Origin of the sequence: Sinomonas sp. P10A9 (genome assembly GCF_041022165.1) — a bacterium.
GTDB classification, from domain to species: domain Bacteria; phylum Actinomycetota; class Actinomycetes; order Actinomycetales; family Micrococcaceae; genus Sinomonas; species Sinomonas puerhi.
The window spans coordinates 392550-417114 of sequence record NZ_CP163302.1; the positions used below are offsets into that span (position 1 = coordinate 392550).

Below are 24565 nucleotides of genomic sequence, written 5' to 3' on the forward strand. Positions count from 1 at the left end.
GCCGTCGTGCGTGGGCCCCGCGGCAGCCGGAGCAGCTAGAACCCGAGGAGTTTCTCGACCGGGCCGATGCCGAAGAAGATGAGGAACGCCGCTGCGACGGCCCACATGAGCGGATGGATCTCCCTCGCTCGGCCCTGGAAGATGCGTACGAGCACGTAGGAGATGAAGCCAGCGCCGAGGCCGTTGGCGATCGAGTATGTGAACGGCATGAGGCCGATCGTGAGGAACGCCGGGATCGCGATGCCCAGGTCATGCCAGTCGATCTTGGCCACCTGCTGGAACATGAGGAAGCCCACCACCACGAGAGCGGGAGCGACCGCCTCGAACGGCACGAGGTTGATGAGCGGTGTGAGGAACATCGCGACGATGAACAGCAGGCCCGTGACCACGGACGCGAGCCCGGTGCGGGCGCCCTCGCCGATGCCCGCACCGGACTCGACGAAGATCTGGTTCGAGGACACCGACGTGCCGCCGCCGGCAATCGCGCCGAAGGCGTCGACGAGCAGCACGCGGTCCACGTTGGGGATGTTGCCGTGCTTGTCGATGTTCCCGGCCTCACGGGCCAAGCCCACCATGGTGCCCATGGCGTCGAAGAAGATGCTCAGGAGGATCACGAACGCCAGCAGGAGGGCGCCGAGTGTCCCGAGGTGCTGGAACGCGCCGAGTGGGTTGGCCTGGCCGAACAGGCTAAGGTCCACGGGGGCCACGTTGCCGAGGCCCGGGACGACGAGGGACCATCCGGCCGGGTTGGGCTGCTGGCCCGGGGCCACGGACGGCCCCACGTGGAACACGAGCTCGATGATGTTCGCGAGGATTGTCGCGGCGATGATGCCGATGAGCAGCGCGCCGCGGACCTTGCGCACCATGAGGGCGATCGTGAGCACGAGCCCCACGACGAACACGAGCGTGGGCCATCCCACAAGCCTGCCGGCGTCGCCGAGCCCGAGTGGGACAGTGGTCCCGGCAGCGTCCGGGATGCGCCGCACGAAGCCCGCGTTGACCAGGCCGATGAGGGCGATGAAGACGCCGATGCCCACCACGATGGCCGTCTTGAGGCCCTCCGGGACGGCCTTGAACACCGCCGTGCGGAACCCGGTCAGGACGAGCAGGAACATGACCACGCCCGCGATGAGCACGAGGCCCATCATGTCCGGCCACGTCACGTTGGGGTGGGTCGCCACAGTGACGGCCACGAAGGCGTTGACGCCGAGGCCCGTGGCGAGCGCGAAGGGGTGCTTGGCCCACACGCCCATGAGGATCGTCAGGATGCCGGCCACGAGGGCGGTCATGGCAGCGACGCGTGGAATGCCGAGGTGGCTGCCGGCGGCGTCCGCTCCCGAGAGGATGAGCGGATTGAGGACCACGATGTAGCTCATCGCGAAGAACGTCGCTAGGCCACCGCGGATTTCACGGGAGACCGTCGAGCCGCGCTCGGCGATCTTGAAGTACCGGTCCATTGCGGTTGCCATGGGCGCTCCTGGGTGCGGGAGATGTTGTTGGGGTGGCCCGGAGGCCGGATCAATCCTACTCGCCAGTTGTTCTACAAAGGGCCCAAATCTAGGCTTGTGTGATGCAGATCCTTCGGCGCGTCCGGTCGGTGCTGAGGCCGTTGTCCGCGCTGGCGGCCGTCGGCTTCATTCTCGTTGTCCCGGCCCCCGCCTTCGCCCACGACGCGCTGGAAGGTTCGGCGCCGGCGTCGGGCGGATATACAGCGGTCTGGCGGGCGGTCTCCACGGACTCGCACCCGATCGAGGACACCCCCGGCTTCACCGTCACTTCGGGAAGCACCTCAAGCACGACGCCGGCCTCCCCGCCCGGGGCATCGACCTCGCCGTCCGTCGGGCCCGGGATCCAGGCGTCGCAGCCCGGGACCGCCCAGACGCCGCCAGCGGCCCCCGCCGCGCAGGGCGAACCGTTTCCGTGGGCAGTGGTGGTGTTCGCGGTCGTCGCGATCGGGCTGCTGGCCGCACTCGGCGTCGGGGCCAGGCGCCGCTTCCTGCGCGGGGAGGATGGCGGCCCCGGGCAAGGCTGACCCGCGGGGCCGCTTGCGTCAGGCCCGTCGCGTCAGGCTGGCTGAAGCCCGGGGCTGGCGCCCTGAGTCCCGTGTTCTGCCACCACGTGTTCTGCCACCTCGCGTTGTGCCACCTCCGTGGCCACGTGCTTCGCCTGCCGGAGAACCTCGCGCGTACTCGGCGCCGCGAGGCCAGTGATGCCCACGAGGTACAGGCCGATCTGGGCGAGGGCCTCGAGCAGGTGGTCGCCGAGGGAATAGCCGAGGTCGGCGAGGAATCGGCGGAGCTGGTTGTGCGCGCACCGCGTGAGGATCACGGCATCCGCGAACACCACGCCGTCGTCGGTGCGCACCGCCCAGCGCGCAGGAGCGGCGGCGGCCGGCCCTTCGACGAGCGCGAGATGGCGGGCCACGACGTGGTGACGGACATCGAGTCCGTGGCTTGTGGCGTACTTGCGGAGGTGGCGGAGCACCTCGAGGTACTCGGCCGATTCGGAACTCGCGAGGTCGGCGACGCGTAGCGCACTCGTTGCCGTGGAGGGGGAGGAGCTCTCCAGCCCGTCAACGGTGACGGTCCGGATCCCGTGCCGGTTGAGCTCTGCGGCCACTGCGAGGCCCGACAGCCCGGTGCCGATCACGATGGCGCTGGTGGACTCGACGCCGTTACCGCTGCCGCGACTGCTGTCCGCCCCAGATGCCGACGGACCGTGCGTCAGAGCGTCGACGGCGAGACTCTCCTGATGGCGCGGCGGTACAGACACGAGCTAGTCCTCCTGCGGAGTTCACGGATGGTTGCTGCTCGCGTGTTCCCCTCAGACTGCTCGCAGAACATCGGCCGATCCGAAAGCTTCCTTCCAGATCGACACGGACGATTGAAACCCTACATAAAATCGGGTGCTTTGGGTAGGCCGCCTCCACAGTCCGCAAAAGACCCTTCGAGACCCCCATCGAGACCCCTTCATGACACCTCGGAGACCCGCCGCGCGGAGGCTTGACCACCCCCTGAAACCGGGGGACATTGGCCATGAGGGGCCGCGTTAGGCTCGCAGCGTTTGGAGGAGGTTGCCATGGAAGAGCGGCTTCAACCGCAGGGCGGCACGGCCGGGCAGGATCCGGATCAGGCCGACCTTCCCACCGGGATCGTGGTGGGCGTCGACGGTTCCGACCATGGGCGCTGCGCCCTCGCATGGGCCGCACGGGAGGCCAAGCGGCGCGGCCGCCCGCTGCACGTCGTCACTGCCTACAGCGTTCCGCTCTTCGCCGCATCCGGCCTCGACGGAGGCTACGCGAGCTTCGACGACACCGTGATCCGTGACGGCGCCGAGGCGGTCCTCAAGGAGGCCCTCTCGAATCTGGGCACGGTCGAGGGCGTCGAGATCACCTCCTCGGTCGAATCAGGCGATGCGTCGGGCGTCCTGCTCGAGTTCTCCAAGGCAGCCGAGCTCCTGGTGTTCGGCACGCGGGGCCGGGGCGGATTCGTCGGGCGGCTCCTCGGATCGGTCTCGAGCGCGCTCCCCGCCCACGCCCACTGCGTCACCGTCACCGTCCCTCTGCGCTTCGCCGAGCGGCTCGGCGAGGCGATCGGCGACAAGTACGTGGCCGCCGAGCAGGCCAAGGAGGGCAGGGCACCCGTCGAAGACGTTGTGGCGGTGGGTGTCGACGGCTCGGACCAGGCCCGCAGGGCAGTCCTCGTCGCGGCCGAGGAGGCCATGTTGCGGGGCGTGCCGCTGAGGGCAGTATGCGCGGTGCCGCAATTCAGCGGAAGCCTCGCCTGGGTCCCCGCGCCCGTGGACCGTGAGCAGCTGTTCGAGGACATCCGCGGCCAGCTCAAGGCTGGTGTGGCCTGGCTGCAGAGCCACTTCCCGGACCTTGAAGTGCAGACGAGTCTCGTCGACGGAGCGCCCGTCGACGTCTTGGTTGACGTCTCCCGGACGGTAGAGCTCCTGGTGCTCGGTACCCGTGGGCGTGGCGGCTTCACCGGGATGCTGTTGGGCTCGACGTCAGACGGTGTGCTGCACCATGCGAAGGGCCCCGTCATGGTGGTCCCGGACCAGGCCGACGAGCGGCTGGCGGATCGGCCGTCCTTCGGGCCGATGCTCGCAACCTGAGCGGCCTGGGCTAGGCGTGCTGCTCGGGCTCGTGCTCCCTGTGTGAGGCCGGCTCGAGCTGGAACGTGCAGTGTTCGGTGTCGAAGTGCTCGCCGAGGCACCCCTGCAGGCGGTCGAGCACGTGGTCCATCCCCTCAGCGTCCAGCACCGAGTCGTCGACGACCACGTGGGCCGAGAAAACCGGCACCCCGGAGGTGATGGTCCATGCGTGGATGTCGTGGACGTCGACCACTCCCGGCGCCGAGAGGACATGCTCCCGGATCGTCTCGAGGCTCATGCCCTTGGGCGTTGCTTCGAGCAGCACGTCGACGACGTCGCGCAGGAGGGACCATGCGCGCGGGACGATGAACACCGCGATCGCGAGAGAGGCAAGGGCGTCCGCTTGCACCCACCCCGTCAGGACGATCACGACCCCTGCCACGATCACGGCAAGCGATCCCACGAGGTCGCCGAGCACCTCCAGGTACGCACCGCGGACATTGAGGCTCTCGCGGTGAGCGCCGTGCAGGATCAGGAGTCCCGCGATGTTCGCGGCGGCGCCGATCACCGCGCCGGTGAGCATCGGCGTCGTCTGCACCTCCGCTTCGCCCTGGAGGCGGCGGACGCCCTCGATGAAGATGAAGACGGCAACCACGATCAGCACGAGGGCGTTGCCGAGGGCCGCGAGGACCTCCGCCCGCTGGTAGCCGAACGTGCGGTGGTCGGTGGCGGGACGCGCGGCGATCCACGCGGCGGTGAGGGCGATCGCGAGGCCTGCGGCGTCGGAGAACATGTGCCCGGCGTCGGCGAGCAGCGCGAGGGATCCGGAGACGAGGCCCGCCACGAGCTGGACCACGACGACGCCGAGCGTGATCGCGAGGACGAGCAGCAGCCGGCGCCGGTGCCTTCCAGTAGCGGTAGAGGCCCCATAGTCGTGTGAGTGTCCTTGGGAGTGGCTGTGATCGTGGCCCATGTCAGCCCCAACCCAGCTCGTGCAGGCGGGCGTCGCCGATCCCGAAGTGATGGGCGAACTCATGGACCACAGTCACGAGGACCTCCTCAATGACGTCCTCGCGGGTTTCGCAGACCTCCAGGATCGACTCGCGGAAGATCGTGATGCGGTCAGGGAGCGAGCCGGCGGCGTACCACTCGCCTCGCTCCGTGAGGGGGATGCCCTCGTAGAGGCCCAGCAGCACGGTATGCGGATCCTCATGGGCGTGCGGGACGTAGTGGTCCTCAATGAAGACGGCCACGTTGTCCATGTGCTTCGCGATGCTCCTCGGAATCTGCTCGAGGGCGGCGTCGACCGCAGCCTCGAACTCGTCCTCGCTCATCCACGCCGCATCCATGCCTCAACTCTACTGATTTGTCTCGGCGCGCCGGCTCGCCCTATAGTTTGATGGTCTACGCGCCCCCATCGTCTAGTGGCCTAGGACACCGCCCTTTCACGGCGGCGACACGGGTTCGAATCCCGTTGGGGGTACGCACGGATTGGATTTTGGAAGGCCCTGCGCGGTCTGCTAGGATCTTAGTCTTGTGAGCGGGGGTGAGACCCCCAAATCAAGGCCCTGTAGCGCAGTTGGTTAGCGCGCCGCCCTGTCACGGCGGAGGTCGCGGGTTCAAGTCCCGTCAGGGTCGCTTCGGCGACATGACTCCGGTCAGTTGCCTTTCGATGAGAGATCATCGAGGCTCTGTAGCTCAGTTGGTAGAGCGTTCGACTGAAAATCGAAAGGTCACCGGATCGACGCCGGTCGGAGCCACCACAGAAGGACCCCAGCACACGCTGGGGTCCTTCCGCTTTCCGGCCACTCCGGATTCAGGGCCACGTTAAAACCTCGGGCCAGTCCAGTCCCTCTTCCCCGGCCACGTCAGGCGCATTCCCCTCGGCCCACCCCGCCTGATACTCCGCCGATTCACGCAGCGGCCCGAGATGCAGTTCGGTGAGGATCGCGTCAAACGGGTGCTGGACTACCCCGAGGGACCGGCGCACGACGGCGGCCCTCGCCTCCAGCACGCCAGCTCGCCTCGCCTCGTGGCCGACTGCGGCGAGGTGGGCAAGGGCGGAGAGCGTCTCGGCAAGGCCGAAGCGGTCCTCAGCTTCGTGGACGGTCCGCAGGCTCTCCTCCAGGAGTCTGCGCGCGGGCGCTACCTCTCCGGCGAGGACCTGCACGGCGGCGAGGTGGCGGAGCGCCCGTGCCCGGTACGTCTCGTCCCCGAGGGCCGCGAACCTGTCCCGTGCCTCGGCAAAGCGCTGTGACGCCTCAGGGAGGCCTCCGGTATGCGTGAGGCCCACGCCGTCGTTGAGGGTTGAGATGGCGACAAGCCATGCGATGTGGCGATGGCGGGCCAGGCCATCCGCCGCGGGCTGGCCGTCCGCCGCGGGCCGGCCATCGGCGGGCCGGCCCGCGGCCCGGCCTTCTTCCGAGGCTGGCGGGTCGGCGGCGAGGACGTGGGCGGCCGCGAGGGCCTCGCCGAGGAGCCTGGCCGCGTCATCGAGTCGGCGGTCCGCGAGGGCGACCATTCCCGTGAGGGTGAGCGCGTTGCGCCGCTCGGAGGTGCTGCCGCTCGCGGCGGCGAGCCGTGCGAGGGACGAGGCATGGATCCTCGCCTCGGGGTAGTCCCCCTGGAGGTACGCGAGCCAGCCCGCGCCCCAGTGGGCGCTCGCGCGCAAGGAGGGGTCGGCGTCGTGCGCTGCGGCCAGCGCCGAGCGGATCCACGCCCGACCTTCGGCGAATCCACCGTGCCAGAGCCAGAACATCCATAGTGCGGCCGCGAGCCGGAGGGCCTTCTCGCCGCGTCCGGAATCCTCGAGCCACCGGAACGCGATCCGGAGGTTGCCGAGGTCCGCCGCCATGTCCTCGTGCACGTCACGTTGGCCAGCCCTGCGCATGGCGCCCGCCGACGACTCGGCAGCGGCGAGGAACCATGCGGCGTGCTGATCGCGGACGGTGCGTTCGATGCCCTCGTCTGCGAGCCGCGCGAGCCCGAACTCCCGCACCGAGTCGAGCATCGTGTAGCGACCATGCGGGTCGGACGGATCGGGCGCCGCCACGAGGCTCTGGTCGACGAGCGTGGTGACCTCAGGCAGTGGGTCCTCGGAGAGGAGCGCCCCCGCTGCGGCGAGCGTCCACCCGTCGAACAACGCCAGGCGGGCGAGCGCCGCCCGGGCCGCGCCGTCGAGGAGCCCATAGCTCCAGGCGACGGTGGATTCGAGCGTGCGGTGACGCGCGTCGTCATCCACGGAGCCGCCGGTGAGCACGCCGAGTTGGCTGCCGAGCCGGTCCCGGAGATCGGCAAGGCCGAGATGGGCTACGCGGGCCGCCGCGAGCTCAAGCGCGAGCGGGACCCGTTGGACGCGCTCGCAGATATCCGATACGAGCGCACCTGAGCGGGCCAGGTCAACCCCGGGCCGTGCCGCTACGGCCCGGTCGGCGAAGAGCAGCGCGGCCGCGGCGGCATCCAAGGGTCCGAGGGGGCAGAGCCGCTCGCCGCCGAGCCGGAGGGAAGACCTGCTCGTCGCGAGGACCGTGAGGTTGGCGCAGCGCGCGAGGGCCTCTGCGACGAGCGGCGCGGCCTGCGGCACGACCTCGAACGTGTCGCAGACGATGAGCAGACGGCGTGCGCCGATCGCGGTGCACACGACGTCGGCGGTCGAGCCGTGCGCCGCATTGGCCCCGAGTGCCGTGGCGATCGCAAGACCCGCCGATTCGGCATCGTGGCAGCTCGCGAGCTGGACGAAGGCGATGCCGTCCGCGAACGACGCCGCGGCCTCGCCGGCCGCCGCGAGGGCGAGCCGCGTCTTCCCTACTCCGCCGGTGCCGGTGACCGTCACGAGCCCGGGCCCGGCCAGCAGTGCGGTGAGCGCCTCCAGCTCTCGGCCGCGGCCCACAAGCGCCGTGCGGGGCGCCGGGAGCGGGCCGAGAACGCCCCGGGCGGAGCGACCCCGGGCCACACTTGCGAACCGCTCCCGAACAGCCCCCGCGAGCCCGAGCGCATCGGCGAGCCGCGCCGTCGTGTCCGGGTAGAGGCGGGTCCGGAGGCCGCGCTCCGTGTCGCTGACAGCACGGATGCTCAGGCCCGCGCGCTCGGCAAGGCCCTCCTGGGTAAGCCCTGCCGCCGTGCGCAGCCGTCGGAGTTCGGATCCCAGTCCGGTGTCCGCCGCCATGGCGCCGCCCTTCGTTCCCTCCAAGGGTAGGACCGGAGCCAGCGGCCCGCACTCGGTGGTCAAGTCGGTGGGTTGCCATCGTGTTCGCCGCCCCGGCGCGCGCTGACACTGAAGTCACACCACTAGGAAGGGACGGACACCATGTCTACCGAAACGTCACGCGGGCTTGTCGGACGGTTCTACGAGGAGGTCCTCAACGGACGCCGTCTTGACGTGATCGACGAGATCGCGGTGGGGGACTACGCAGAGCACGATCCGCTGCCCGGTCAGGGCGACGGCCGCGACGGCCTCCGCAACCGCGTGTCCATGCTCGTGACCGCCCTTGACCCGCACTTCGCGGTCGAGGACGTCATCGCCGAGGGCGACCGCGTCGTGGTGCGCTGGCGCAATCAGGGCACCCAGGTCGAGCCGTTCCTCGGGCTGCCGGCCTCAGGCAAGTCGTTCGAGATCGCCGGGATCGACATCTACCGGGTTCAGGACGGCCGGCTCGCCGAGCACTGGCACGTGATCGATCAGTTCGGGATGCTCATGCAGCTCGGGTTCATTCCCGCACCGGAGCCGGCTGCGCCATGAGCGTGGCCACGGGACGCCTCGCGGCGGGCGCGGATCGCGCGCTCGCCGCGCTCGAGCCCGAGCTCATCCGGTGGCGCCGCGAGATCCACGCCCACCCCGAGCCGGGCTTCGAGGAGCATGCTACGGCCGAGCTCATGGCCGCCAGGCTTGGGGGCCTCGGGCTAGCGGTCCGCACCGGGATCGCGGGCACCGGGGTCATCGCGGATCTGGACGGCGCGCTCCCGGGGCCGCGCGTTCTCCTGCGTGCCGAGCTCGACGCCCTCCCGGTCCGCGAAACCACCGGTCTGGAGTTCGCGGCCGATGGGCCGGCCGGGCACCTGTGCGGCCATGACGCGCATCTTGCCGCGCTCGCGGGCGTCGCTGGCGTCCTCGCCGAGCGCTGTGAGGCGCTGCCCGGTTCGGTGCGCTTCTGCCTGCAGCCCGCCGAGGAGCTTCTCGCAGGCGCGGCGCCCATGGTCGCAGCCGGAGTGCTCGACGGCGTGGGCATGGCCCTCGGTGCGCATGTCCTGTCCGGCGTCCCGTACGGGACCGTGTCGGCGAATCCCGGCACGGTCCTGGCCGGCGCGGATTTCTTCCGGCTCGTCGTGATCGGCGGAGCAGGCCATGCGGGCACGCCGGGCCAGTTCTCGGACGCGATCCTCGCCGCGGCGCACGTCATGACGGCGCTCCAATCAGCCGCGGCGCGGGAGACGCCGATGGGCGAGGCCCTCGTCGTCGCCATCGGCTCGGTGCGCGCCGGCACAGCGGCGAACGCCGCCCCTGAGGACGCGGTCCTGCTAGGCAACCTCCGCTGGTTCGACCCAGCTCTCGGGGAGTACGCACGCCGGCGAGTGGCCGAGGTCGCGGCGGGCGTCGCCGGGGCGCTGGGCTGCTCAACACGTCTCGAATGGACAGGCCACGCTCCCGTCCTGGCCAATGACGCCGCCCTCGCGGCCACCGCTGAGGCCGCGATCGGCGCCGCCGGTCTCGCCACCGTCGTGCATGCTCCGCCGCTCTCGGCGAGCGACGACTTCGCCGAGTTCTCAACCCGCGTGCCGGGCGTCTTCCTCGGGGTGGGGTGCGGCACTGGGGCCAGCGCGCCGCACCATCACCCGATGTTCGCGATCGATGAGCGGGCGGTGCTGCTGACCGCCCGGGTCGAGTGCCGCGTGCTCCTCGCGCTGCTCGGCACGGCCTGAAGACCCGGGTCTTACGCCCGTGGTGGGTGGGCCGAGGCCTGAGTAGGTTCGAAGGTGAACCTTTCGATTGAGGAGGATGTCATGGGCCACATCAAGGTGAGCATGCCGATCGATGCGCCGGTCGAGCGCGTGTACGAGATCGCATCCGACCCCCACCGCTGGTCGTCCTGGTGGGTGAATCTCGGCGATGCCGAGAAGGTCGAGGGCGACGGCGGCGAGGGGACCGTCGTCGAGCACAAGTACCTCATGGCGGGTTTCCCGTTCCACGTCACCACGCACGTGCTTGAGAACGGCCCGCTGCCGAACGGCGGCAAGCGCATACGCCTGCGCTTCGACGGCCCGCTCAACGGCTCCCAGGTCTGGGACTACGAGCCGACCGACACGGGCACCCTCGTGACGTCGGAGATCGACTACAACGTCCCGGGCAGCGTTGTCGGAAAGTTCGCTGACGAGCTGCTCATCGAGCGGATCCAGGAGCGGGCCCGTCACCAGGGCCTCGAGAACCTGAAGCTCTTGGTCGAGGCGGGCTGAGCCCGCCGCCTCCCCGCGACCGTCGCCACGGGCGGTCCCCACGGGCGTGCGCCCCCGGCCCAAGGGCGGCGGGGACGCAGGGCGGGCATCGCCGTCGTGCGCGGCTACGCCGACGCCCGCCGCCTGAAGGCAAGCCCCGTGGCGGCCGCGAGTGCGAGCGCCGAGAGGACCGCCGCCGAGACAAACCCGGCGCGCCCGCCCACGAGGAAGTCCCCGGGGACCGCGAACGCCGCGAACGTCGAGGCGACGATCGCGAGGCCAACGGCGCCGCCGAGCTGCTGCATGGTCTGGAACAGCCCGGAGGCGGAGCCTGCGTGCTCGGGCTCAACGTCCCTCAGCGCGAGGGACGTGAGCGGCATGAACGTGAGCCCGGCGGAGATCCCCGTGAGGAGGAGCGCGCCGATCACGACGCCGAAGGGCGTCTGCGAATCCAGCTGGGTGAGGGGCAGGAACCCGACCACGCGGAGAATCGCACCTCCGAGCACGAGCCGTTCGGCGCCGAAGCGCTCCACGAGGCGCGGAATGACCCGCGACATGACGAAGATGCTCAGCGGCATCGGCAGGAACACGAGCCCCGTCACGAGCGGCGTCAGGTGCAGGACGTCCTCGAGGTACTGGACCATGAGGAAGAACATCGCAAGCATCCCGCCGAACGTGGCGGCCATCGCGGCGAGTGCGCTGAGCCGGCTCGCGCTGCGGAGCAGACGCGGCTGCAGGAGCGGATGCTCCACGCGGAGCTCGGTGAAGGCCAGGGTCACGAGGAGCACGACGCCGAGCGCGAGCCCGCCGATGGTGCGGGCATCAGTCCAGCCGTAGTCCGCGGCCTGCAGAAGTGCCCACACGATGGCGACGGCGCCGCCGGTCGCCGTCACGGCGCCGAGCGCGTCGAACCGGCCGGACCGACGCGGCGTCTCCTGGACGAAACGGGGGACCGCCAGAAGGATCGCAATGCCGATCGGCACGTTGATGAAGAGCGTCCAGCGCCAGTTGGCCGCGTCGGTGAGGATGCCGCCGAGGATGAGGCCGAGGGCTCCTCCCATGGACGCGATCGCGGAGAAGAGGGCGAGCGCACGGTTCCGTGCGCCGTCGTCCTTCGCGTTCGTCGTGATGAGCGCGAGGACGTTGGGGGCGGCGAAGGCCGCGCCGAGACCTTGGAGGGCACGGGCCACGACGAGCAGGAGCGGTGAGGTGGCAAGCCCGCCGAGCAGCGAGAACACCGTGAAGGCGGCAACCCCGAGCAGGAACGTGCGGCGCCTGCCGATGACGTCGCCGATGCGGCCGCCGAGGAGGAGGACGCCGCCGAACGCGAGGGCGTAGCCGTTGAGGACCCAGCTGAGGTCGGCGCGGGAGAAGTGGAGATCCGAGGCGATATGCGGGAGGGCCACGTTCACCACCGTGCCGTCGAGGACGAGCATGAGCTGGGCGAGCATGACGAGCCAGAGGCCGGTGTTGCCGGCCGTGGCTGTGGTTGGCGCGGGAGACACGCGCAGTGTTGTTGAGAGAGGCATCGGGGAAGTGTCCTGTTCTGGCCTGTGGGCTGACGTACACTAAGAGGAGAGTAGCTCCGGTTAGAACTATACGGAGAGACTCTCCGCTTTGCAACCTCTCATGGGAAGGTGTTGTGACCGTGCGTGCCGATGCCCGCCGCAACCGCGATCGGATCGTGGAGATCGCGCGCGCCCTGTTCAAGGCCAAGGGCTTCAACGACGTCTCGATGGACGAGGTCGCGAAGGCCGCCGAGGTCGGCGCCGGCACCCTCTATCGACACTTCCCGACCAAGGAAGCGCTGTATGACGCCGTCCTGGAGGCCTGGGCGGAGCGGGTCAATGCCGCCGTCGAACGGGCACTCGGGCTCGACGCACCCGCCCGTGAGCGACTGCTGAGCTGGTTCACGGACTACGTGGAGCTCCTCAACGGGCACAAGGGCGCTGCCGCTCGGATCACTCTCGCCCTCGGGGACCCTGGGTCTCCCTTCGCCGCCAAGTGCACGCGGTACCTCGGCGCCAATCAGCGGGTCATCGACGAGCTCGGACCCCTCCTGCGCCCGGGCGTGAGCGCGATGGAGATCTCACGGCTCGTCGGGGCCGTGGCCTCCGTGGCGGATGCGAGCGGGCTGTCCGAGACGGACCTCGCGTCCATGCTCGGAGTCGTCGCCGACGGGATCGTCGCGCCTGCGGACCTGCCGCGCCGCTAGGCTGGCCTTGCCCTGAGCCGAAGGTTCACGGCCCTCCGATCCTCTTGACCCTTGACGGATGGCATGTGCGCATGCCGGTTAGGCCGTGAAGTCCAGAGCCGCATGCCCGAGGCCGTGCTCGTCACAGCGGACCGTGAGGAGCACGAGGTGGGCGCCCCTGTCGCGCGAGGTGAGCGCGATGCGGAAGGTGGGAGCGCCGCCGTCGTGCTTCACCCCCGCAATCTCGGGAGGTTCGCCCCCTCGGAGGACCACGAGTACGGAGCAGCTTTCGGCGGGCACATTGCGGGGTCGCACGGCCGCGGTTCCGGGGGCCGGAGGTGTGGGCGCATCCAGCGAGTACGTCTCCATGAGCGCGAGCGTCAAGCCCTCGAACAGCTCGAGGAGCTCAGGGGGGAGCGGTTGGATGGGCAATCGCTCGAGGCGCCACCCGCCATCCGCCCACGCGTCAAGGATCGGGTCCCTCAACACAGCATCCTCCTCGCCGTGCGTCCGACTCCCCAGCCCGGCCATGGCGCATTGAATCTCAGGTCATGCTGGCACACGGGCCAGTCGGCCGGAAGAGCGCGTGCAGTGTGAGCGGTGCGTACTAAGGTAGTGCGCGTAGGCGTCCCGCCGCTGGTGCCCGCGTCGGCACGGGCGGGCAACGACGAGGGGAGGCGCGGTGACCCAGCAGGCAGGCCCGTTCGGGGACGGTGCCGCGCGCTCAGACGAGTACGCCGTGGCGGCCACTGGCAGGACAGTCGTCCATGAGGCGGCCGTGGCGAAGGTTGCCGCGGCGGCCGCACGTCAGGTGCCCGGTCTCCACTCGCTCGGGACCACGCCGTCCCGCGCACTCGGTGCCATCCGAGGTGCTGTGGGCCAGAACCCGGGCGACAGCGCCGCTGGGGTCCGGGTGGAGGTCGGCCAGAAGCAGGCCGCCATCGACGTCACGCTCGTGGCCCAGTACGGCATCCCCCTCCAGGATCTGGCGGATAGGGTCCGGGCCGCGGTGTACCGCGCGGTCGAGGCGCTCACCGGCCTTTCCGTCATCGAGGTCAACGTCGAGATTGCCGACGTCTATATCGGCGAGGCACGGCAGGGCGCCAAGCCGTCCGGAATCGAGGTCCAGTGAATCTGACCATAGTGGGTGCGGGCGCAGGCGCGTTCCTCGCCTTCATGTCCTTCCAGTTCGGCCTCTGGGGCTTTCTCGGCTCCCTCCTGTTCATGGTTGTCGGCGCGGTCCTCGGCCGGGCCGCCGACGGCCGGCTCGACTTGCGGCGCGTCTGGGAGGCTCTCATCGGGCGGCGATCCTCCTCGTGATCCCCGTTCCCGATTCCAGTGGCGAACCCGGGCGCCTGCCAGCCCCGCCCGCACGCTCGCCGGGCCGTGCCCTCGCGGGGCTGAACCGCGTGAGCACGCAGGCCCTCACGACGCTCGCGCAGGCCGCCGCGGCGGCGGAGCTCGGCGTGCGGCCAGCCGACGTGCGGGCTGATTGGTCGGACGACGCCGGCCTGCTCGCCCTCCGCGTCGTCGCGCCCGTCGCGATCCCGGACCTCGCAGACGTCTCGGGGCCAGCCGACATGCTCAGGTGGGGCGGAAGCGTGTGGGAGCGCGCGGCGTCGGCCAAGGCCCGGATCCTCGAATCCGTCATGACACTCAGCGGCGCCACGCTCTCGCGCGTGGACATCCGTATCTCCGGCGTGCGAGTGGGGAGGCCGGTACGCGGTCTAGCCCTCGGCGGCGGGACGAACCCTGCACGGGAGGCAACCCGTGGCTGAGAATTCTGCGCACGGGCTCGATTCCGCGGTGCGTCGCGAGATGAGCTCCTCGCGGGCCTACCTCGCGGGGTTCATCGCGCTGATCGTGGCCGCGGCGTGCGCGTATCTCCTCCTCGAGTCCACGCTCCAGGCGGTCGGACAGCCGGCGTGGCTCATCGACCCCGAATCGGCGGCCGAGTGGACCGCTCGGCTTCCCGAGGGCACCAACCAGGGCCTTCTGGGACTCGTCGGCGCCGTCGTCGCGATGGCCGGTCTCGCCCTTGTCATCGTCGCGGTACGGCCGGGGCGCCGGGGGCGCCGCTCCCTCCCCGGACGCCGGGTCGCTGTGGTGGTCGACGACGAGGTGCTCGCCTCTGCGCTGGCCCGCCGGGCGAGGGCGGCCGCAGTCGTGCGTCCCGAGCAGGTGACCGTGGTGCTGAGCGATCGGGAGGCGACGGTCAACGTCCGCCCGACCTCGGGCCTCCCCGTGCGGGGTGAGGACGTGCTCGCGGCGACCGAGGCCGAACTCGTGCGGCTCGCACCCGAGCCGTACCCGCAGCTCCGCGTCCGCGTCGAGGGCACCGGGGTGATCGGCGCGTGAACGGAACGCCGCGGACCCTCAACCGCGTTCTGATCCTGCTCTTCGGGCTGCTCGTCCTGACCCTCGGCATCGTTCTGGTGCTCCTCGCGAGTGTTCCCGCTGCCGGGACGTGGTGGCGCAGCTGGGCGCCCACGGCGGCAGAGGCCGTCGGGGCGGTCTTCCAGGGGTCGCGGGTGCCGGGAACCAGCGTGTCCTGGCTGTGGCTGCTCATGACGGTTGCTGCGGTCGCCGTCGTGCTCCTCATGATCTGGTGGGTCGCACAGCAGGGGACTGGACGGCGTGACCTTGTGGCCTCGACCGGACCCGACGGCGGTGCCCGGCCGGGCGGCGAGTTCGCGGAAGGCGAGGTTCCGGGACGTGTGAGCATCGCTGCGACCGCCGTCGAGCAGGCCATGCTTGCGGCGCTCGCGCCACGGAAGGACGTTCTCGGCACGAGCGTGGCCGCGGTCGAGTTCGAGGGACGGACCGCGCTGAAGGTCCGCCTCGTTGCCCGGCAGGGGGCCGATCCCGCTGCGCTTGCCGCTGCTGTCGAAGGGCTCGTGGACCGGTTCGAGATCGTGATGGGCGTCTCTGTCCCGGTCCTCGTGCACATTACGTCCGGCGCGCGCTCGAGATTCAGCCGGGCCGAGCGAGTCCGCTAGGAGTGCGGCTGGCCCGCTTTGGCCTTGGGCCGGATGGGCGCCGAACCGCTTGTGTGGGCATGGGCATGCGCCTACGTTGATGCGTGGGGCGCATTCTCGTCCACTCGAGCCGGCTCGGCCGGTCCTGACAGGGAGGGTACACATGAGTGAGAACCACGGTTTCGACGGCGCGAAGGACGGCTTGGACGCCGCCGTGGAGAAGGGCAAGGAGATCGCGGCAGACGCAGCCGAGAACGTCAAGGAATTCGCGAGCGATGCGACCGAGAACGTCAAGGAATTCGCGAGCGATGCGACCGAGAACGTCAAGGAGTTCTTCTCGGGAGACGTTGGCCAGCACGCCAAGGATCTGGCCGAGGACGTGACGGAGAACGTCAAGGGCCTCGGATCCAAGATCACCGGGATCTTCAAGGGAGACAAGGCCTAAGGGCCCTTCTGACCTCCCCATCGACTCACACAGGCAGGGCGTCCTCATGGAGGGCGCCCTGCTGGCGTTTCCCGGCGGAAGGGCCAAAGGTCACGGAGAGGAAACGATCTGCGTAAGCGCTTGCACCTCCTTGTGGTGCGACCTAGTGTGATGCTCACCACAGATCAATCGGGCGGTGACGCATTCTGCACGCCGCCTTGACCGACTCAGGAGTCGAGCATGAGAAACCGCAAGTTCTCCAGGTTTGCCCCTCCTCTCGCGACTGCGAGCGTCCTGGTCCTGGCACTCTCTGCCTGTAGCGGCGGGTCCAGCGGGGGCAGCGGGAGCACGAGCGGCGGCGACGCCGCCAGCAACGTCGACGGACGCGGCCCCATCACCTACGTCCAGGGCAAAGACAACTCCGATGTTGTCCGCCCGCTCGTCGACAAGTGGAACGCCGCCCACGCGGATCAGAAGGTCACCTTCAAGGAACAGTCCGACTCGGCCGACCAGCAGCACGACGACCTCGTGCAGCACTTCCAGGCCAAGGATGCCAACTACGACGTCATGAGCGTCGACGTGGTGTGGACCGCAGAATTCGCGGCCAAGGGCTGGCTGCAGCCGCTCAAGGACAAGACGGCCCTCGATACCTCAACCTTCCTGCCGGCCACGGTCAAGGCCGCTACGTACAACAACACCCTGTTCGCCGCGCCCGTCTCGTCCGACGGCGGCCTGCTCTACTACCGCAAGGACCTTGTCCCGACGCCTCCCAAGACGTGGGACGAGATGATGGGCATGTGCTCCATCGCCAAGACGAACAACATGGGCTGCTACGCGGGCCAGTTCCAGAAGTACGAGGGGCTCACGGTCAACGCTGCTGAGGCCATGAACACGTTCGGCGGCAAGATCGTCGACGATTCCGGCAAGGCCACGGTGAACTCGTCTGAGTCGAAGACCGGGCTCGGCAAGCTCGTCGAAGCATTCAAGAACGGCAACATCCCTCCCGAGGCCATCACCTTCAAGGAAGAGGACAGCCGTACCGCGTTCCAGGACGGGAAGCTCCTGTTCCTGCGCAACTGGCCGTATGTCTACAACCTCGCCTCCAAGACTGATGGATCGTCCAAGGTCGCTGACAAGTTCGGCATCGCGCCGCTTCCCGGCATGAGTGGCCCGGGCGCCTCGTCGCTCGGTGGCCACAGTGCGGCTATCAGCGTCTACTCCAAGAACAAGGCCACCGCGCTGGACTTCCTGAAGTTCCTCACGAGTGACGAGGAGCAGAAGTTCTTCGCGACCCAGGGTTCGCTTGCCCCGGTAATCGGCAACCTGTACAAGGATTCGGCCCTGACAGCCAAGCTGCCGTACCTCCCCACCCTGCTGACCTCGATCCAGAACGCCGTGCCGCGTCCCGTGACACCGTTCTACCCGGGCGTCACGAAGGCCATCCAGGACAACAGCTACTCGGCCCTCAAGGGCGAGAAGTCCGTGGATCAGGCATTGACCGACATGCAGTCGGCACTCGTCGCGGCAGGCGCCAAGTAACCGTTGCGGAAGGGCGGTCCGGCGCCTGCGGGTGCCGGACCGCCTGCCCCTGACGGACACTGAGAACAGGAGTCATCATGTCCACTGAGGTCCCATCACGGCCCTCTGAGAAGACCGCGCCGAGTGGAGTCCATCAGATGCCCGGCCGGGAGAGCGCTGACCGCAAGCAGGTGACCCAGGGACGCTGGGCCTCCATGCTCCTGCTGCCGACGCTCATTCTCCTGGCGATCGTGATCATCTACCCGGTCGTCAACGCCATCATCATGTCCTTCCAGAAGGACGCGGCCCTCAACCCGACTACAGGCCTCTTCGAGGAGGGCGGTTCAGCCGGATTCAGCAACTATTCCGATTGGCTGTTCCAGCAGTGCAGCGGCCAGTCGTGCCCTCCGGGTACGCTCGGCTCGCAGTTCTGGAGCTCGATGGGGACCACGTTCTTCTTCGCGGTGGTCACGGTGGCACTCGAGACCGTGATCGGCTTCTGGATGGCCATCATCATGGCGAGGGTCTTCCGTGGTCGCAGCGCCGTCCGCGCCGCCGTTCTCGTGCCCTGGGCCATCCCGACCGCAGTAACGGCCAAGCTGTGGTTCTTCATCTTCGCGTTTGAGGGCATCGCCAACAAGCTCTTCGGCACCCAGATCCTCTGGACCGGATCAGAGTGGCCCGCAAAGTGGGCCATCATCATCTCGGATGTCTGGAAGACCACCCCGTTCATGGCCCTGCTCATCCTCGCCGGGCTCCAGCTCATCCCGGACGAGGTCTACGAGGCCGCGAAGGTCGACGGCGCCAGCACCTGGCAGCGCTTCACCCAGATAACGCTCCCGCTCGTCAGGCCCGCGCTCATGGTTGCGGTCCTCTTCCGCGCGCTCGATGCGCTGCGCATGTTCGACCTGCCGTACATCATGACCCAGGGTGCGAACAACACGTCGACGCTCTCGATCCTCGTGGTCGATCAGATCCGCCAAGGGTTCAACAGTGCCGCCGCGCTCTCGACGATCACCTTCCTAGTGATCTTCATCGTCGCCTTCATCTTCGTCCGCTTCCTCGGCGCCAACGCCGTGGGCGCGGCGACCTCCTCGGGAAGGAAGTGACATGGCAGCCACCGCCACGCTCCCGCGAACAGCGACGATGCCTGTGCGCCGCAAGAAGTTCGATTGGGGGCAGGTCCGCACCTACGTCTCCGCTGTAGTGATCCTGGTCTGGTGCCTTGCTCCGGCCTACTGGATGATCGTTACTGCGTTCCGCGACACTGGCTTCACGTTTGACCCGTCCATCTGGCCCACGCACGTCACGTGGGACAATTTTGCGACCGTTTTCGACGAGAACCTCGGCAACCACTTCGGGAGGAATCTTCTCAACAGCCTCCTCGTCGCGGGTGTGACCACGATTGTGGCCCTCGTGGTCGGCGTCTTCGCCGCCTACGCCTTGGCGCGGTTGAACTTCCGCTTCAAGTTCGCCGTCATGGGCTTCATCCTCGGGGCATCGATGTTCCCGGGTGTCGCCATCGTGACGCCGCTCTTCCAGCTCTTCACGAACATCGGCTGGATGGGCACGTATCAGGTACTCATCATCCCGAACATCTCGTTCGTGCTCCCGCTCACCGTCTACACGCTCACCTCCTTCTTCCGTGAGATGCCGTGGGAACTCGAGGAGTCTGCACGCATTGACGGATGCACCCAGGGGCAGGCGTTCCGGAAGGTCATCCTCCCGCTGGCCGCACCCGCTACCTTCACGACGGCGATCCTCGCCTTCATCTCGGCCTGGAACGAGTTCCTCATCGCGAGCCAGCTCTCCTCGGACTCGACCCGCACCGTGACCGTGGCGATCGCGTACTTCGCCGGGGCGCAGCCGCACCAAGAGCCGTATACAGCCGTCATGGCAGCCGGGACTATCGTCACCGTCCCGCTCGTGATCCTCGTGCTGGTGTTCCAGCGCAAGATCGTGGCCGGTCTGACTGCCGGTGCCGTGAAGTGACGGAGCACCACACGGAACAGCGTCGTCGGTTACCCTGGGGCCCGTTCGCGGTCGGTGGTGCGGCATATCGCCGCTCCGCCGACCACCGACGGGCGGTCATCGAGCAGTTCGAGATCTTCATCGGATTCCTCGGATTCTGGGCACTCGTCCTCCTGGTGGCGACTGTGTGGCTCGAGGTGACGGGGCAGCCAGCCCTCGGGTGGGCGCTCGGGCTGGCTGGTGTGCTTGCAGCGATGGTCGGCTTGTGGGCGCTTCGGCGGAGAACACTGCGAGGCTCCAAGGACGATCCCGAGCGTTAGTCCGTGGCAGCCCTTTGTGCGTGTCCGCGTCCGAGGGCAACGGAGAGGATCATGGTAGGGATCGATGATGTCGCCGCCGCAGCAGGGGTCTCGACGGCCACGGTTTCTCGGGCCATCCGCGGCCTCCCCCGCGTCTCGCCCGCGACGCGTGCCAAGATCCTCGCGACGGCTGAGGATCTCGGGTACGTGCCGTCGTCGGCGGCATCTCGGCTTGCGACCGGAAAGACGCGGACGATCGGTGTGCTCGCGCCCTACGTGGACCGATGGTTCTTCGGTAAGGCGATCGCCGGGGTCGATCAGGAATTGCACGAGCGCGGCTACAACCTCTCGCTCTTCAACCTGGGCGGCCGGATTACCCCGCGTGAACGCCTCTTCAGCCGGTCCATGGTGCATAAGCAGATCGACGCGCTCCTCCTCCTGTGCATGTTCCTCCATCCGGAAGAGATCGACGACCTCCATGCGATTGACATGCCACTCGTCGTGGTCGGCGGACCCGTGCGGGGCTGCTCGAGCGTGGGCATCGATGACTACCTGGCCGCTCGGAGCATCACGCAGCACCTCATTGGGCTCGGGCATCGGCATATTGCCCTCCTTCACGGCAGCGGCGATGCGGAGCTCAACTTCTCCGTTCCCAAGATCCGCGTCGAAGGCTTTCACGACGCCGTGCACGACGCCGAGCTCGAACTCAATCCCGACGCCGAGTTCTTCGGCAATTTCACGGTGGAAAGCGGCGTTGAGGCGATGCGCCGCTTCATGGAGCTTCCCGAGCCGCGGCCGACGGCCATTGCCTGCGCCTCGGACGAGATGGCCCTCGGCGTGCTCTTCGAGGCCCGGCGCCACGGCGTCAGGGTGCCCGAGGACCTTTCGGTCGTGGGAATCGACGGGCACGAGATGGGAGCCTCGGCGGGGCTGACGACTGTGTGGCAGGACCCGACGTCACAGGCACGTCGTGGAACGCAGATGCTGCTCGCCGAAATCGGCGGCGAGATCGGCGCAGTGCACTCCGAGACCGCCGTGCAGCGGCTCATCGTCCGGGAGTCAACCGCACCGCCGGCCGCCTTCTGAGGGTGCCCCGTCTTGCCGGTGCCCTGCCCAGCGCCCTAGGAAGCGCGGGCCAGCTGGCGGATAGGGATCCACCGGGAGGCGAGGCGCCGGTAGGCGGCGGCCGCCCCGGTCATGTCCCCTTCGGCGAGGCACTCGATACCCAGGAGGACGTCACTGGGCGAATCGTCGGGGAAAACCCGATCCGCGACCTTGCCGTAGTCGAGCTCGATCACGGAATCGGGGTGGAACTCCTCGAGCCACTCTGTGAGAGACGTGAGCTCGTCGAGCAGGTTCATCTCGGGGGCCGCGAGGGCCAGATTCGCCACTGCGAAGCGGGCCCGGCTGATGGCCTTGGCCCAGCCGACGGTGATCCGGACGGTCACCACGTGGTCATTGTCCTCGACGACCACCGTGGGGTCGCCCTGGTGGAACAGCACGAACCAGCTGAAGGGGATCCCCCAGAGCGACTCGCGCGTGCTGATGCGCGGCGTTCCGGGATCCTCGGCAAGACGGTCGACCCGCTCCTGGTGGCGGGCGCGCGCTATCTCCGGAAGGAGCACCGAGGCGAGCGGACCCGGGGCCGTCGTGAGCACCGATTCGGCGGCGAGGCCCGAGCGGAGCACGAGCTGTGACGGACAGTAGAGCGTGTGCCCGTCCACCGTGAGGGTGCGGGTGAATTCGGCACTGCCGTCAGGGAACGGGTCACCGGATGCGCTGACGATGCGGCGCAGCGTGTCGTCGGACTCGGCTTTCTCGAGGTCCTCGCGCCCGTTCTCCGTGAGCCCCTGCTCGATCCGCGCCCGCGCCTCGGCGGTGAACGCAGACAGGGGCTCGTAGACGCGCAGCCGCGATGCGAGCGGGCGTCCCGTGCGGCGGTGCCCGGCGCTCATCCCGACCCGCTCCGGGATGGTGGGGGAGGCATGGGGGTCACGGCGTGTCTGCCAGGTCCACGATGACGGGTGCATGATCCGAGGCGCCCTTGCCCTTGCGCTCCTCGCGGTCGATGAGGGCGCCCGTTGCCCGCGCGGCGAGGGCGGGGGAGGCCAGCACGAAGTCGATGCGCATGCCCTCTTTCCTGGGGAAGCGCAGCTGGGTGTAGTCCCAGTAGGTGTAGACGCCCGGGCCGGGGGCGTAGGGGCGCACGATGTCGGCGTACCCCGAGTCCCCGAACGCGCGGAACGCGTCCCGCTCAGGCTCGCTCACATGGGTGAGCTGCTCGCGTCGGAAGTAGTCGATGTCCCACACGTCGTCGTCCTGCGGCGCGATGTTCCAGTCGCCCACGAGCGCAATCTGCGCCTCAGGGGCACCGGCGAGCCACTCAGCGGCGTGGCCGTTGAGGACCTTGAGCCACTCGAGCTTGTAGGGCATGTGCTCATCGTTGAGGGCGCGGCCGTTGGGGACGTAGAGGCTCCACACGCGCACTCCCGCGCATGTCGCAGCTATCGCGCGGGCCTCCTGGGCGGCGTTGTCGCCGTTCTTGCCGAACGAGGGCTGGTCAGGGAAGGTGCGCTCAACGTCATCAAGTCCCACTCGGGAAGCGATCGCGACGCCGTTCCACTGGTTCAGCCCGAAGTGCGCCACCTCGTACCCGTTGCGCTCGAAGAGCTCCCACGGGAAGTTCTCGTCCTTGCACTTGGTCTCCTGGATCGCGAGCACGTCAACGTCGCTGCGCAGGAGCCAGCTCTCAACACGGTCGGCGCGGGCGCGGAGAGAGTTCACGTTCCAGGTAGCAAGCTTCACGGTGCCCACGCTATCAATCCTGCCGGGAGGCCGACACCGGCCTGCCGCCCGACGCCGCGTGGGGCCTACCGGGACCAGGCGTCGGCACCCTCGCGCCACCACGTGTCGAAGATCGTCACCGGCGTGGCGCGCTTGTGGCGGGTCACGAGATACCGCTTCTCGATGGCCTCTGCGACGGAGTCCGAGACATCCTTGCCCTCGAGGTAGTCGTCGATGTCCTCGTACGTGATCCCGAGTTCGTGCTCGTCGGTGCGTCCGGGCTGGAGGTCGAGCAGGTCCGCCGTCGGAACCTTCTGCCAAATCCGCTCGGGAGCCCCGAGATGCGCGAGGAGCTGGCGGTTCTGGCGCTTGTCGAGCCCGAACAGCGGCAGGACGTCCGCGCCTCCGTCGCCGTACTTAGTGAAGAAGCCCGTCACGGACTCTGCACCGTGGTCGGTGCCGATCACGAGCAGGAAGCTCTGTCCCGCGAGGGCGTACTGCGCGATCATCCGCGAGCGGGCCTTGATGTTCCCGCGGTTGAAGTCGCTGAGATCCTCGCCGGTGGTCGCAGCGTACTCCTGCTGGAAGCCGTCCACAGCGGGCTTGATGTTGAACGTCCACTGGGTCTTGGCCCGCACGAACTCGAGGGCGGCCACCGCATCGTCCTCATCGTGCTGCACCCCGTACGGGAGGCGGACCGCCACGAAGTCGGCGTCAGTCCCTTCCTCGGCGAGGGACTCGACGGCGAGCTGCGCAAGGCGTCCCGCGAGGGAGGAATCGAGTCCGCCGCTGATGCCGAGCACGAAGCCCTTCGCGCCGGTCGCCTTGAGGTAGTCCTTGAGGAAGCCGACGCGGGCAGCGACCTCTGCCGCCGGGTCGATCTCGGGCTTGACGCCCATCTCCTCGATGATCTTCGCCTGGAGTTCGCGCATGGGGCTAGCGTAATGCAGACGGGTTTCGGTTAAGGCGTGCCCGGCGCCGCGCCGGGGGCGTCCCACATGTGGGCCATCTCCACGAACGACTGCTCCACGATCTTCTCCATCGCCGCCCGCGCGGCCCGGCCGTCGCCGTGCTGGATCGCGACCGCAACTTCCATGTGCCACTCGAGCGCCGCGTGGTCGGGCAGCTGCGGCATGAGGCCGTACTGGACGCGCCCGGCAAGCACTTCCTGGGTGATCTGGTGGAGCGTGGCGATCATCTGGTTCCTGCTCCCGGCCAGCACCGCGTGATGGAACTCGATGTCGAGTGCGAGGAACTCCTGCTGGCGCCCGGTCTTGCCTGCCGCCCACATGGCCGCCGCGAGACGCACGATCTCGGCGCGCTCGGCGGTATCGGCCCGCTCGGCGGCGAGCATCGCCGCAAGGGGCTCGACGGCGTTGCGCAGCTCTGTCAGCTCGCGCAGCTGCGTGAGGCGCGCCGGGGAGGCGAGCTTCCACCGGATCACCTGCGGATTGAACGCGTCCCACCGCGATTCCGGGAGCACCACCGTGCCGACGCGTCGTCGCGCCTCGACAAGGCCCATCGTGGCGAGCACCCGCAGCACCTCCCGCACGAGCGTCCGGGAGACCGCGAACCTCGCCTCGAGCTCGTCGGTGTTCAGGACGCACGACGGCGGGAGCTCGCCCGAGCAGATCTGCCCGCCGAGCGTCTCGAGGATCTCGCTGTGGCGGCGCGATGCTCCGCCGACCGTGGGCTCCGCCGCGGCGGGGGCGAGCGCGGCGGCCGGCACGACGGACGCGGAAGGTGGGTCGCCGCCGTCGTGCGTCGTGTCCTCCTGCAGCTCCGGTGCGTGCCCCATGGAGAGATCATACTGTGACCCGAGCCACTCTTGAATACGTACTACTTATCGCTTAGTGTCCCTGCTGGGATCCGA

Annotated in this window: 28 protein-coding genes and 3 tRNA genes; 20 read left to right on the forward strand and 11 right to left on the reverse strand. The window is 68.8% G+C overall.

Features of this window, described 5'->3' with window-relative positions; genetic code table 11:
- Positions 1–35: 35 nt before the first annotated feature.
- Positions 36–1469: an NCS2 family permease gene (locus AB5L97_RS01705; RefSeq protein WP_369046222.1), complete on the reverse strand. Its 1434-nt coding sequence runs from the start codon at positions 1467–1469 to the stop codon at positions 36–38.
- 101 nt (positions 1470–1570) lie between these two features.
- Here AB5L97_RS01705 and AB5L97_RS01710 point away from each other — a divergent pair, with 101 nt between their 5' ends.
- Complete coding sequence (locus AB5L97_RS01710) at positions 1571–2032, forward strand: copper resistance protein CopC (RefSeq protein WP_307957052.1); 462 nt, start codon at positions 1571–1573, stop codon at positions 2030–2032.
- A gap of 32 nt (positions 2033–2064) precedes the next feature.
- Here AB5L97_RS01710 and AB5L97_RS01715 read toward each other — a convergent pair whose 3' ends face one another.
- A complete protein-coding gene (locus AB5L97_RS01715; protein ID WP_307957051.1) occupies positions 2065–2772 on the reverse strand; it encodes an FAD-dependent monooxygenase in 708 nt (235 codons plus the stop codon).
- Between the two features lie 306 nt (positions 2773–3078).
- Here AB5L97_RS01715 and AB5L97_RS01720 point away from each other — a divergent pair, with 306 nt between their 5' ends.
- The gene (locus AB5L97_RS01720) at positions 3079–4119 is read left to right on the forward strand and encodes a universal stress protein (RefSeq protein WP_307957050.1); all 1041 of its coding nucleotides are present in this window, start codon (positions 3079–3081) and stop codon (positions 4117–4119) included.
- Between the two features lie 10 nt (positions 4120–4129).
- Here the strand turns inward: AB5L97_RS01720 and AB5L97_RS01725 are convergent, their stop codons facing one another.
- Both AB5L97_RS01725 and AB5L97_RS01730 read right to left on the reverse strand, forming a co-directional pair.
- Positions 4130–5071 carry a cation diffusion facilitator family transporter gene (locus AB5L97_RS01725; protein ID WP_369046223.1) on the reverse strand — a complete coding sequence of 314 codons (942 nt, stop codon included), beginning with the start codon at positions 5069–5071 and terminating at the stop codon, positions 4130–4132.
- Between the two features lies 1 nt (position 5072).
- Entirely contained in the window at positions 5073–5447 is a 375-nt protein-coding gene (locus AB5L97_RS01730) for a metallopeptidase family protein (RefSeq protein ID WP_369046224.1), read from the reverse strand.
- Between the two features lie 61 nt (positions 5448–5508).
- Here AB5L97_RS01730 and AB5L97_RS01735 point away from each other — a divergent pair.
- The 3 genes from AB5L97_RS01735 (at position 5509) to AB5L97_RS01745 (ending at position 5861) form a co-directional block, all read left to right on the forward strand.
- Positions 5509–5581, forward strand: a tRNA-Glu gene (locus tag AB5L97_RS01735).
- An 81-nt stretch (positions 5582–5662) separates the two neighbouring features.
- Positions 5663–5736, forward strand: a tRNA-Asp gene (locus AB5L97_RS01740).
- A gap of 49 nt (positions 5737–5785) precedes the next feature.
- Positions 5786–5861: transfer RNA gene (locus AB5L97_RS01745), tRNA-Phe, on the forward strand.
- A gap of 53 nt (positions 5862–5914) precedes the next feature.
- Here AB5L97_RS01745 and AB5L97_RS01750 read toward each other — a convergent pair.
- Complete coding sequence (locus AB5L97_RS01750; protein ID WP_369046225.1) at positions 5915–8263, reverse strand: ATP-binding protein; 2349 nt, start codon at positions 8261–8263, stop codon at positions 5915–5917.
- A 141-nt stretch (positions 8264–8404) separates the two neighbouring features.
- Here AB5L97_RS01750 and AB5L97_RS01755 point away from each other — a divergent pair, with 141 nt between their 5' ends.
- Genes AB5L97_RS01755 through AB5L97_RS01765 form a run of 3 tightly spaced genes read left to right on the forward strand, consistent with a single transcriptional unit; the run spans position 8405 to position 10545 of the window.
- Positions 8405–8836: an ester cyclase gene (locus AB5L97_RS01755; protein WP_307957043.1), complete on the forward strand. Its 432-nt coding sequence runs from the start codon at positions 8405–8407 to the stop codon at positions 8834–8836.
- Positions 8833–10014 (forward strand): M20 metallopeptidase family protein, encoded by a 1182-nt coding sequence (locus tag AB5L97_RS01760; RefSeq protein ID WP_369046226.1) that lies wholly within the window; start codon positions 8833–8835, stop codon positions 10012–10014. The genes AB5L97_RS01755 and AB5L97_RS01760 overlap by 4 nt, the downstream gene beginning before the upstream one ends.
- Positions 10015–10068: 54 nt before the next feature.
- Positions 10069–10545, forward strand: a complete 477-nt coding sequence (locus AB5L97_RS01765; protein ID WP_369046227.1) for an SRPBCC family protein — start codon at positions 10069–10071, stop codon at positions 10543–10545.
- Positions 10546–10649: 104 nt separating this feature from the next.
- Here AB5L97_RS01765 and AB5L97_RS01770 read toward each other — a convergent pair whose 3' ends face one another.
- A complete protein-coding gene (locus AB5L97_RS01770) occupies positions 10650–12053 on the reverse strand; it encodes an MFS transporter (RefSeq protein ID WP_307957040.1) in 1404 nt (467 codons plus the stop codon).
- A 119-nt stretch (positions 12054–12172) separates the two neighbouring features.
- Here AB5L97_RS01770 and AB5L97_RS01775 point away from each other — a divergent pair, with 119 nt between their 5' ends.
- Positions 12173–12739, forward strand: a complete 567-nt coding sequence (locus AB5L97_RS01775; protein ID WP_307957039.1) for a TetR/AcrR family transcriptional regulator — start codon at positions 12173–12175, stop codon at positions 12737–12739.
- A 78-nt stretch (positions 12740–12817) separates the two neighbouring features.
- Here the strand turns inward: AB5L97_RS01775 and AB5L97_RS01780 are convergent, their stop codons facing one another.
- Positions 12818–13204: a hypothetical protein gene (locus AB5L97_RS01780; protein ID WP_307957038.1), complete on the reverse strand. Its 387-nt coding sequence runs from the start codon at positions 13202–13204 to the stop codon at positions 12818–12820.
- 196 nt (positions 13205–13400) lie between these two features.
- On the opposite strand from AB5L97_RS01780, the gene AB5L97_RS01785 reads away from it, so the two are divergent.
- From AB5L97_RS01785 to AB5L97_RS01835, 11 genes are all read left to right on the forward strand, one after another.
- Complete coding sequence (locus AB5L97_RS01785) at positions 13401–13850, forward strand: Asp23/Gls24 family envelope stress response protein (RefSeq protein WP_374049250.1); 450 nt, start codon at positions 13401–13403, stop codon at positions 13848–13850.
- Entirely contained in the window at positions 13847–14038 is a 192-nt protein-coding gene (locus tag AB5L97_RS01790) for a hypothetical protein (RefSeq protein ID WP_307957037.1), read from the forward strand. Before AB5L97_RS01785 ends, AB5L97_RS01790 begins: the two co-directional genes overlap by 4 nt.
- 89 nt (positions 14039–14127) lie before the next feature.
- Entirely contained in the window at positions 14128–14496 is a 369-nt protein-coding gene (locus tag AB5L97_RS01795; protein WP_307957036.1) for a hypothetical protein, read from the forward strand.
- On the forward strand, positions 14489–15076 hold the full coding sequence (locus tag AB5L97_RS01800) for a DUF6286 domain-containing protein (RefSeq protein ID WP_307957035.1): 588 nt from the start codon (positions 14489–14491) through the stop codon (positions 15074–15076). Before AB5L97_RS01795 ends, AB5L97_RS01800 begins: the two co-directional genes overlap by 8 nt.
- Positions 15073–15717, forward strand: coding sequence for a hypothetical protein (locus AB5L97_RS01805; protein WP_307957034.1), 645 nt, complete (start codon positions 15073–15075; stop codon positions 15715–15717). Before AB5L97_RS01800 ends, AB5L97_RS01805 begins: the two co-directional genes overlap by 4 nt.
- A 142-nt stretch (positions 15718–15859) precedes the next feature.
- A complete protein-coding gene (locus AB5L97_RS01810; protein WP_307957033.1) occupies positions 15860–16141 on the forward strand; it encodes a hypothetical protein in 282 nt (93 codons plus the stop codon).
- Between the two features lie 219 nt (positions 16142–16360).
- Positions 16361–17659, forward strand: coding sequence for an ABC transporter substrate-binding protein (locus tag AB5L97_RS01815; RefSeq protein WP_307957032.1), 1299 nt, complete (start codon positions 16361–16363; stop codon positions 17657–17659).
- Positions 17660–17796: 137 nt separating this feature from the next.
- The gene (locus AB5L97_RS01820; RefSeq protein WP_307957098.1) at positions 17797–18747 is read left to right on the forward strand and encodes a carbohydrate ABC transporter permease; all 951 of its coding nucleotides are present in this window, start codon (positions 17797–17799) and stop codon (positions 18745–18747) included.
- Between the two features lie 37 nt (positions 18748–18784).
- Complete coding sequence (locus AB5L97_RS01825; RefSeq protein WP_307957097.1) at positions 18785–19630, forward strand: carbohydrate ABC transporter permease; 846 nt, start codon at positions 18785–18787, stop codon at positions 19628–19630.
- Complete coding sequence (locus tag AB5L97_RS01830) at positions 19627–19929, forward strand: hypothetical protein (protein WP_307957031.1); 303 nt, start codon at positions 19627–19629, stop codon at positions 19927–19929. The genes AB5L97_RS01825 and AB5L97_RS01830 overlap by 4 nt, the downstream gene beginning before the upstream one ends.
- A gap of 51 nt (positions 19930–19980) precedes the next feature.
- Positions 19981–20994, forward strand: coding sequence for a LacI family DNA-binding transcriptional regulator (locus AB5L97_RS01835; protein WP_307957030.1), 1014 nt, complete (start codon positions 19981–19983; stop codon positions 20992–20994).
- A 35-nt stretch (positions 20995–21029) separates the two neighbouring features.
- Here the strand turns inward: AB5L97_RS01835 and AB5L97_RS01840 are convergent, their stop codons facing one another.
- The 4 genes from AB5L97_RS01840 to AB5L97_RS01855 all read right to left on the reverse strand — a co-directional run bounded on the left by AB5L97_RS01840 (position 21030) and on the right by AB5L97_RS01855 (position 24490).
- Positions 21030–21863: a hypothetical protein gene (locus tag AB5L97_RS01840; protein WP_307957029.1), complete on the reverse strand. Its 834-nt coding sequence runs from the start codon at positions 21861–21863 to the stop codon at positions 21030–21032.
- 37 nt (positions 21864–21900) lie between these two features.
- Positions 21901–22713, reverse strand: a complete 813-nt coding sequence (locus tag AB5L97_RS01845; protein ID WP_307957028.1) for an exodeoxyribonuclease III — start codon at positions 22711–22713, stop codon at positions 21901–21903.
- A gap of 65 nt (positions 22714–22778) precedes the next feature.
- Positions 22779–23624 (reverse strand): ammonia-dependent NAD(+) synthetase, encoded by an 846-nt coding sequence (gene nadE, locus AB5L97_RS01850; protein ID WP_369046228.1) that lies wholly within the window; start codon positions 23622–23624, stop codon positions 22779–22781.
- 29 nt (positions 23625–23653) lie between these two features.
- The gene (locus AB5L97_RS01855; RefSeq protein ID WP_369046229.1) at positions 23654–24490 is read right to left on the reverse strand and encodes a FadR/GntR family transcriptional regulator; all 837 of its coding nucleotides are present in this window, start codon (positions 24488–24490) and stop codon (positions 23654–23656) included.
- Between the last annotated feature and the right edge of the window lie 75 nt (positions 24491–24565).

Excerpts from the sequence above, each read along its gene's own strand:
- AB5L97_RS01705 (WP_369046222.1), bottom strand. The coding sequence starts at position 1,469 with ATGGCAACCGCAATGGACCGGTACTTCAAGATCGCCGAGCGCGGCTCG.
- AB5L97_RS01710 (WP_307957052.1), top strand. The coding sequence starts at position 1,571 with ATGCAGATCCTTCGGCGCGTCCGGTCGGTGCTGAGGCCGTTGTCCGCG.
- AB5L97_RS01720 (WP_307957050.1), top strand. The coding sequence starts at position 3,079 with ATGGAAGAGCGGCTTCAACCGCAGGGCGGCACGGCCGGGCAGGATCCG.
- AB5L97_RS01725 (WP_369046223.1), bottom strand. The coding sequence starts at position 5,071 with ATGGGCCACGATCACAGCCACTCCCAAGGACACTCACACGACTATGGG.
- AB5L97_RS01730 (WP_369046224.1), bottom strand. The coding sequence starts at position 5,447 with ATGGATGCGGCGTGGATGAGCGAGGACGAGTTCGAGGCTGCGGTCGAC.
- AB5L97_RS01750 (WP_369046225.1), bottom strand. The coding sequence starts at position 8,263 with ATGGCGGCGGACACCGGACTGGGATCCGAACTCCGACGGCTGCGCACG.
- AB5L97_RS01755 (WP_307957043.1), top strand. The coding sequence starts at position 8,405 with ATGTCTACCGAAACGTCACGCGGGCTTGTCGGACGGTTCTACGAGGAG.
- AB5L97_RS01760 (WP_369046226.1), top strand. The coding sequence starts at position 8,833 with ATGAGCGTGGCCACGGGACGCCTCGCGGCGGGCGCGGATCGCGCGCTC.
- AB5L97_RS01770 (WP_307957040.1), bottom strand. The coding sequence starts at position 12,053 with ATGCCTCTCTCAACAACACTGCGCGTGTCTCCCGCGCCAACCACAGCC.
- AB5L97_RS01810 (WP_307957033.1), top strand. The coding sequence starts at position 15,860 with ATGAGTGAGAACCACGGTTTCGACGGCGCGAAGGACGGCTTGGACGCC.
- AB5L97_RS01815 (WP_307957032.1), top strand. The coding sequence starts at position 16,361 with ATGAGAAACCGCAAGTTCTCCAGGTTTGCCCCTCCTCTCGCGACTGCG.
- AB5L97_RS01820 (WP_307957098.1), top strand. The coding sequence starts at position 17,797 with ATGCCCGGCCGGGAGAGCGCTGACCGCAAGCAGGTGACCCAGGGACGC.
- AB5L97_RS01825 (WP_307957097.1), top strand. The coding sequence starts at position 18,785 with ATGCCTGTGCGCCGCAAGAAGTTCGATTGGGGGCAGGTCCGCACCTAC.
- AB5L97_RS01835 (WP_307957030.1), top strand. The coding sequence starts at position 19,981 with ATGGTAGGGATCGATGATGTCGCCGCCGCAGCAGGGGTCTCGACGGCC.
- AB5L97_RS01840 (WP_307957029.1), bottom strand. The coding sequence starts at position 21,863 with ATGAGCGCCGGGCACCGCCGCACGGGACGCCCGCTCGCATCGCGGCTG.
- nadE (WP_369046228.1), bottom strand. The coding sequence starts at position 23,624 with ATGCGCGAACTCCAGGCGAAGATCATCGAGGAGATGGGCGTCAAGCCC.
- AB5L97_RS01855 (WP_369046229.1), bottom strand. The coding sequence starts at position 24,490 with ATGGGGCACGCACCGGAGCTGCAGGAGGACACGACGCACGACGGCGGC.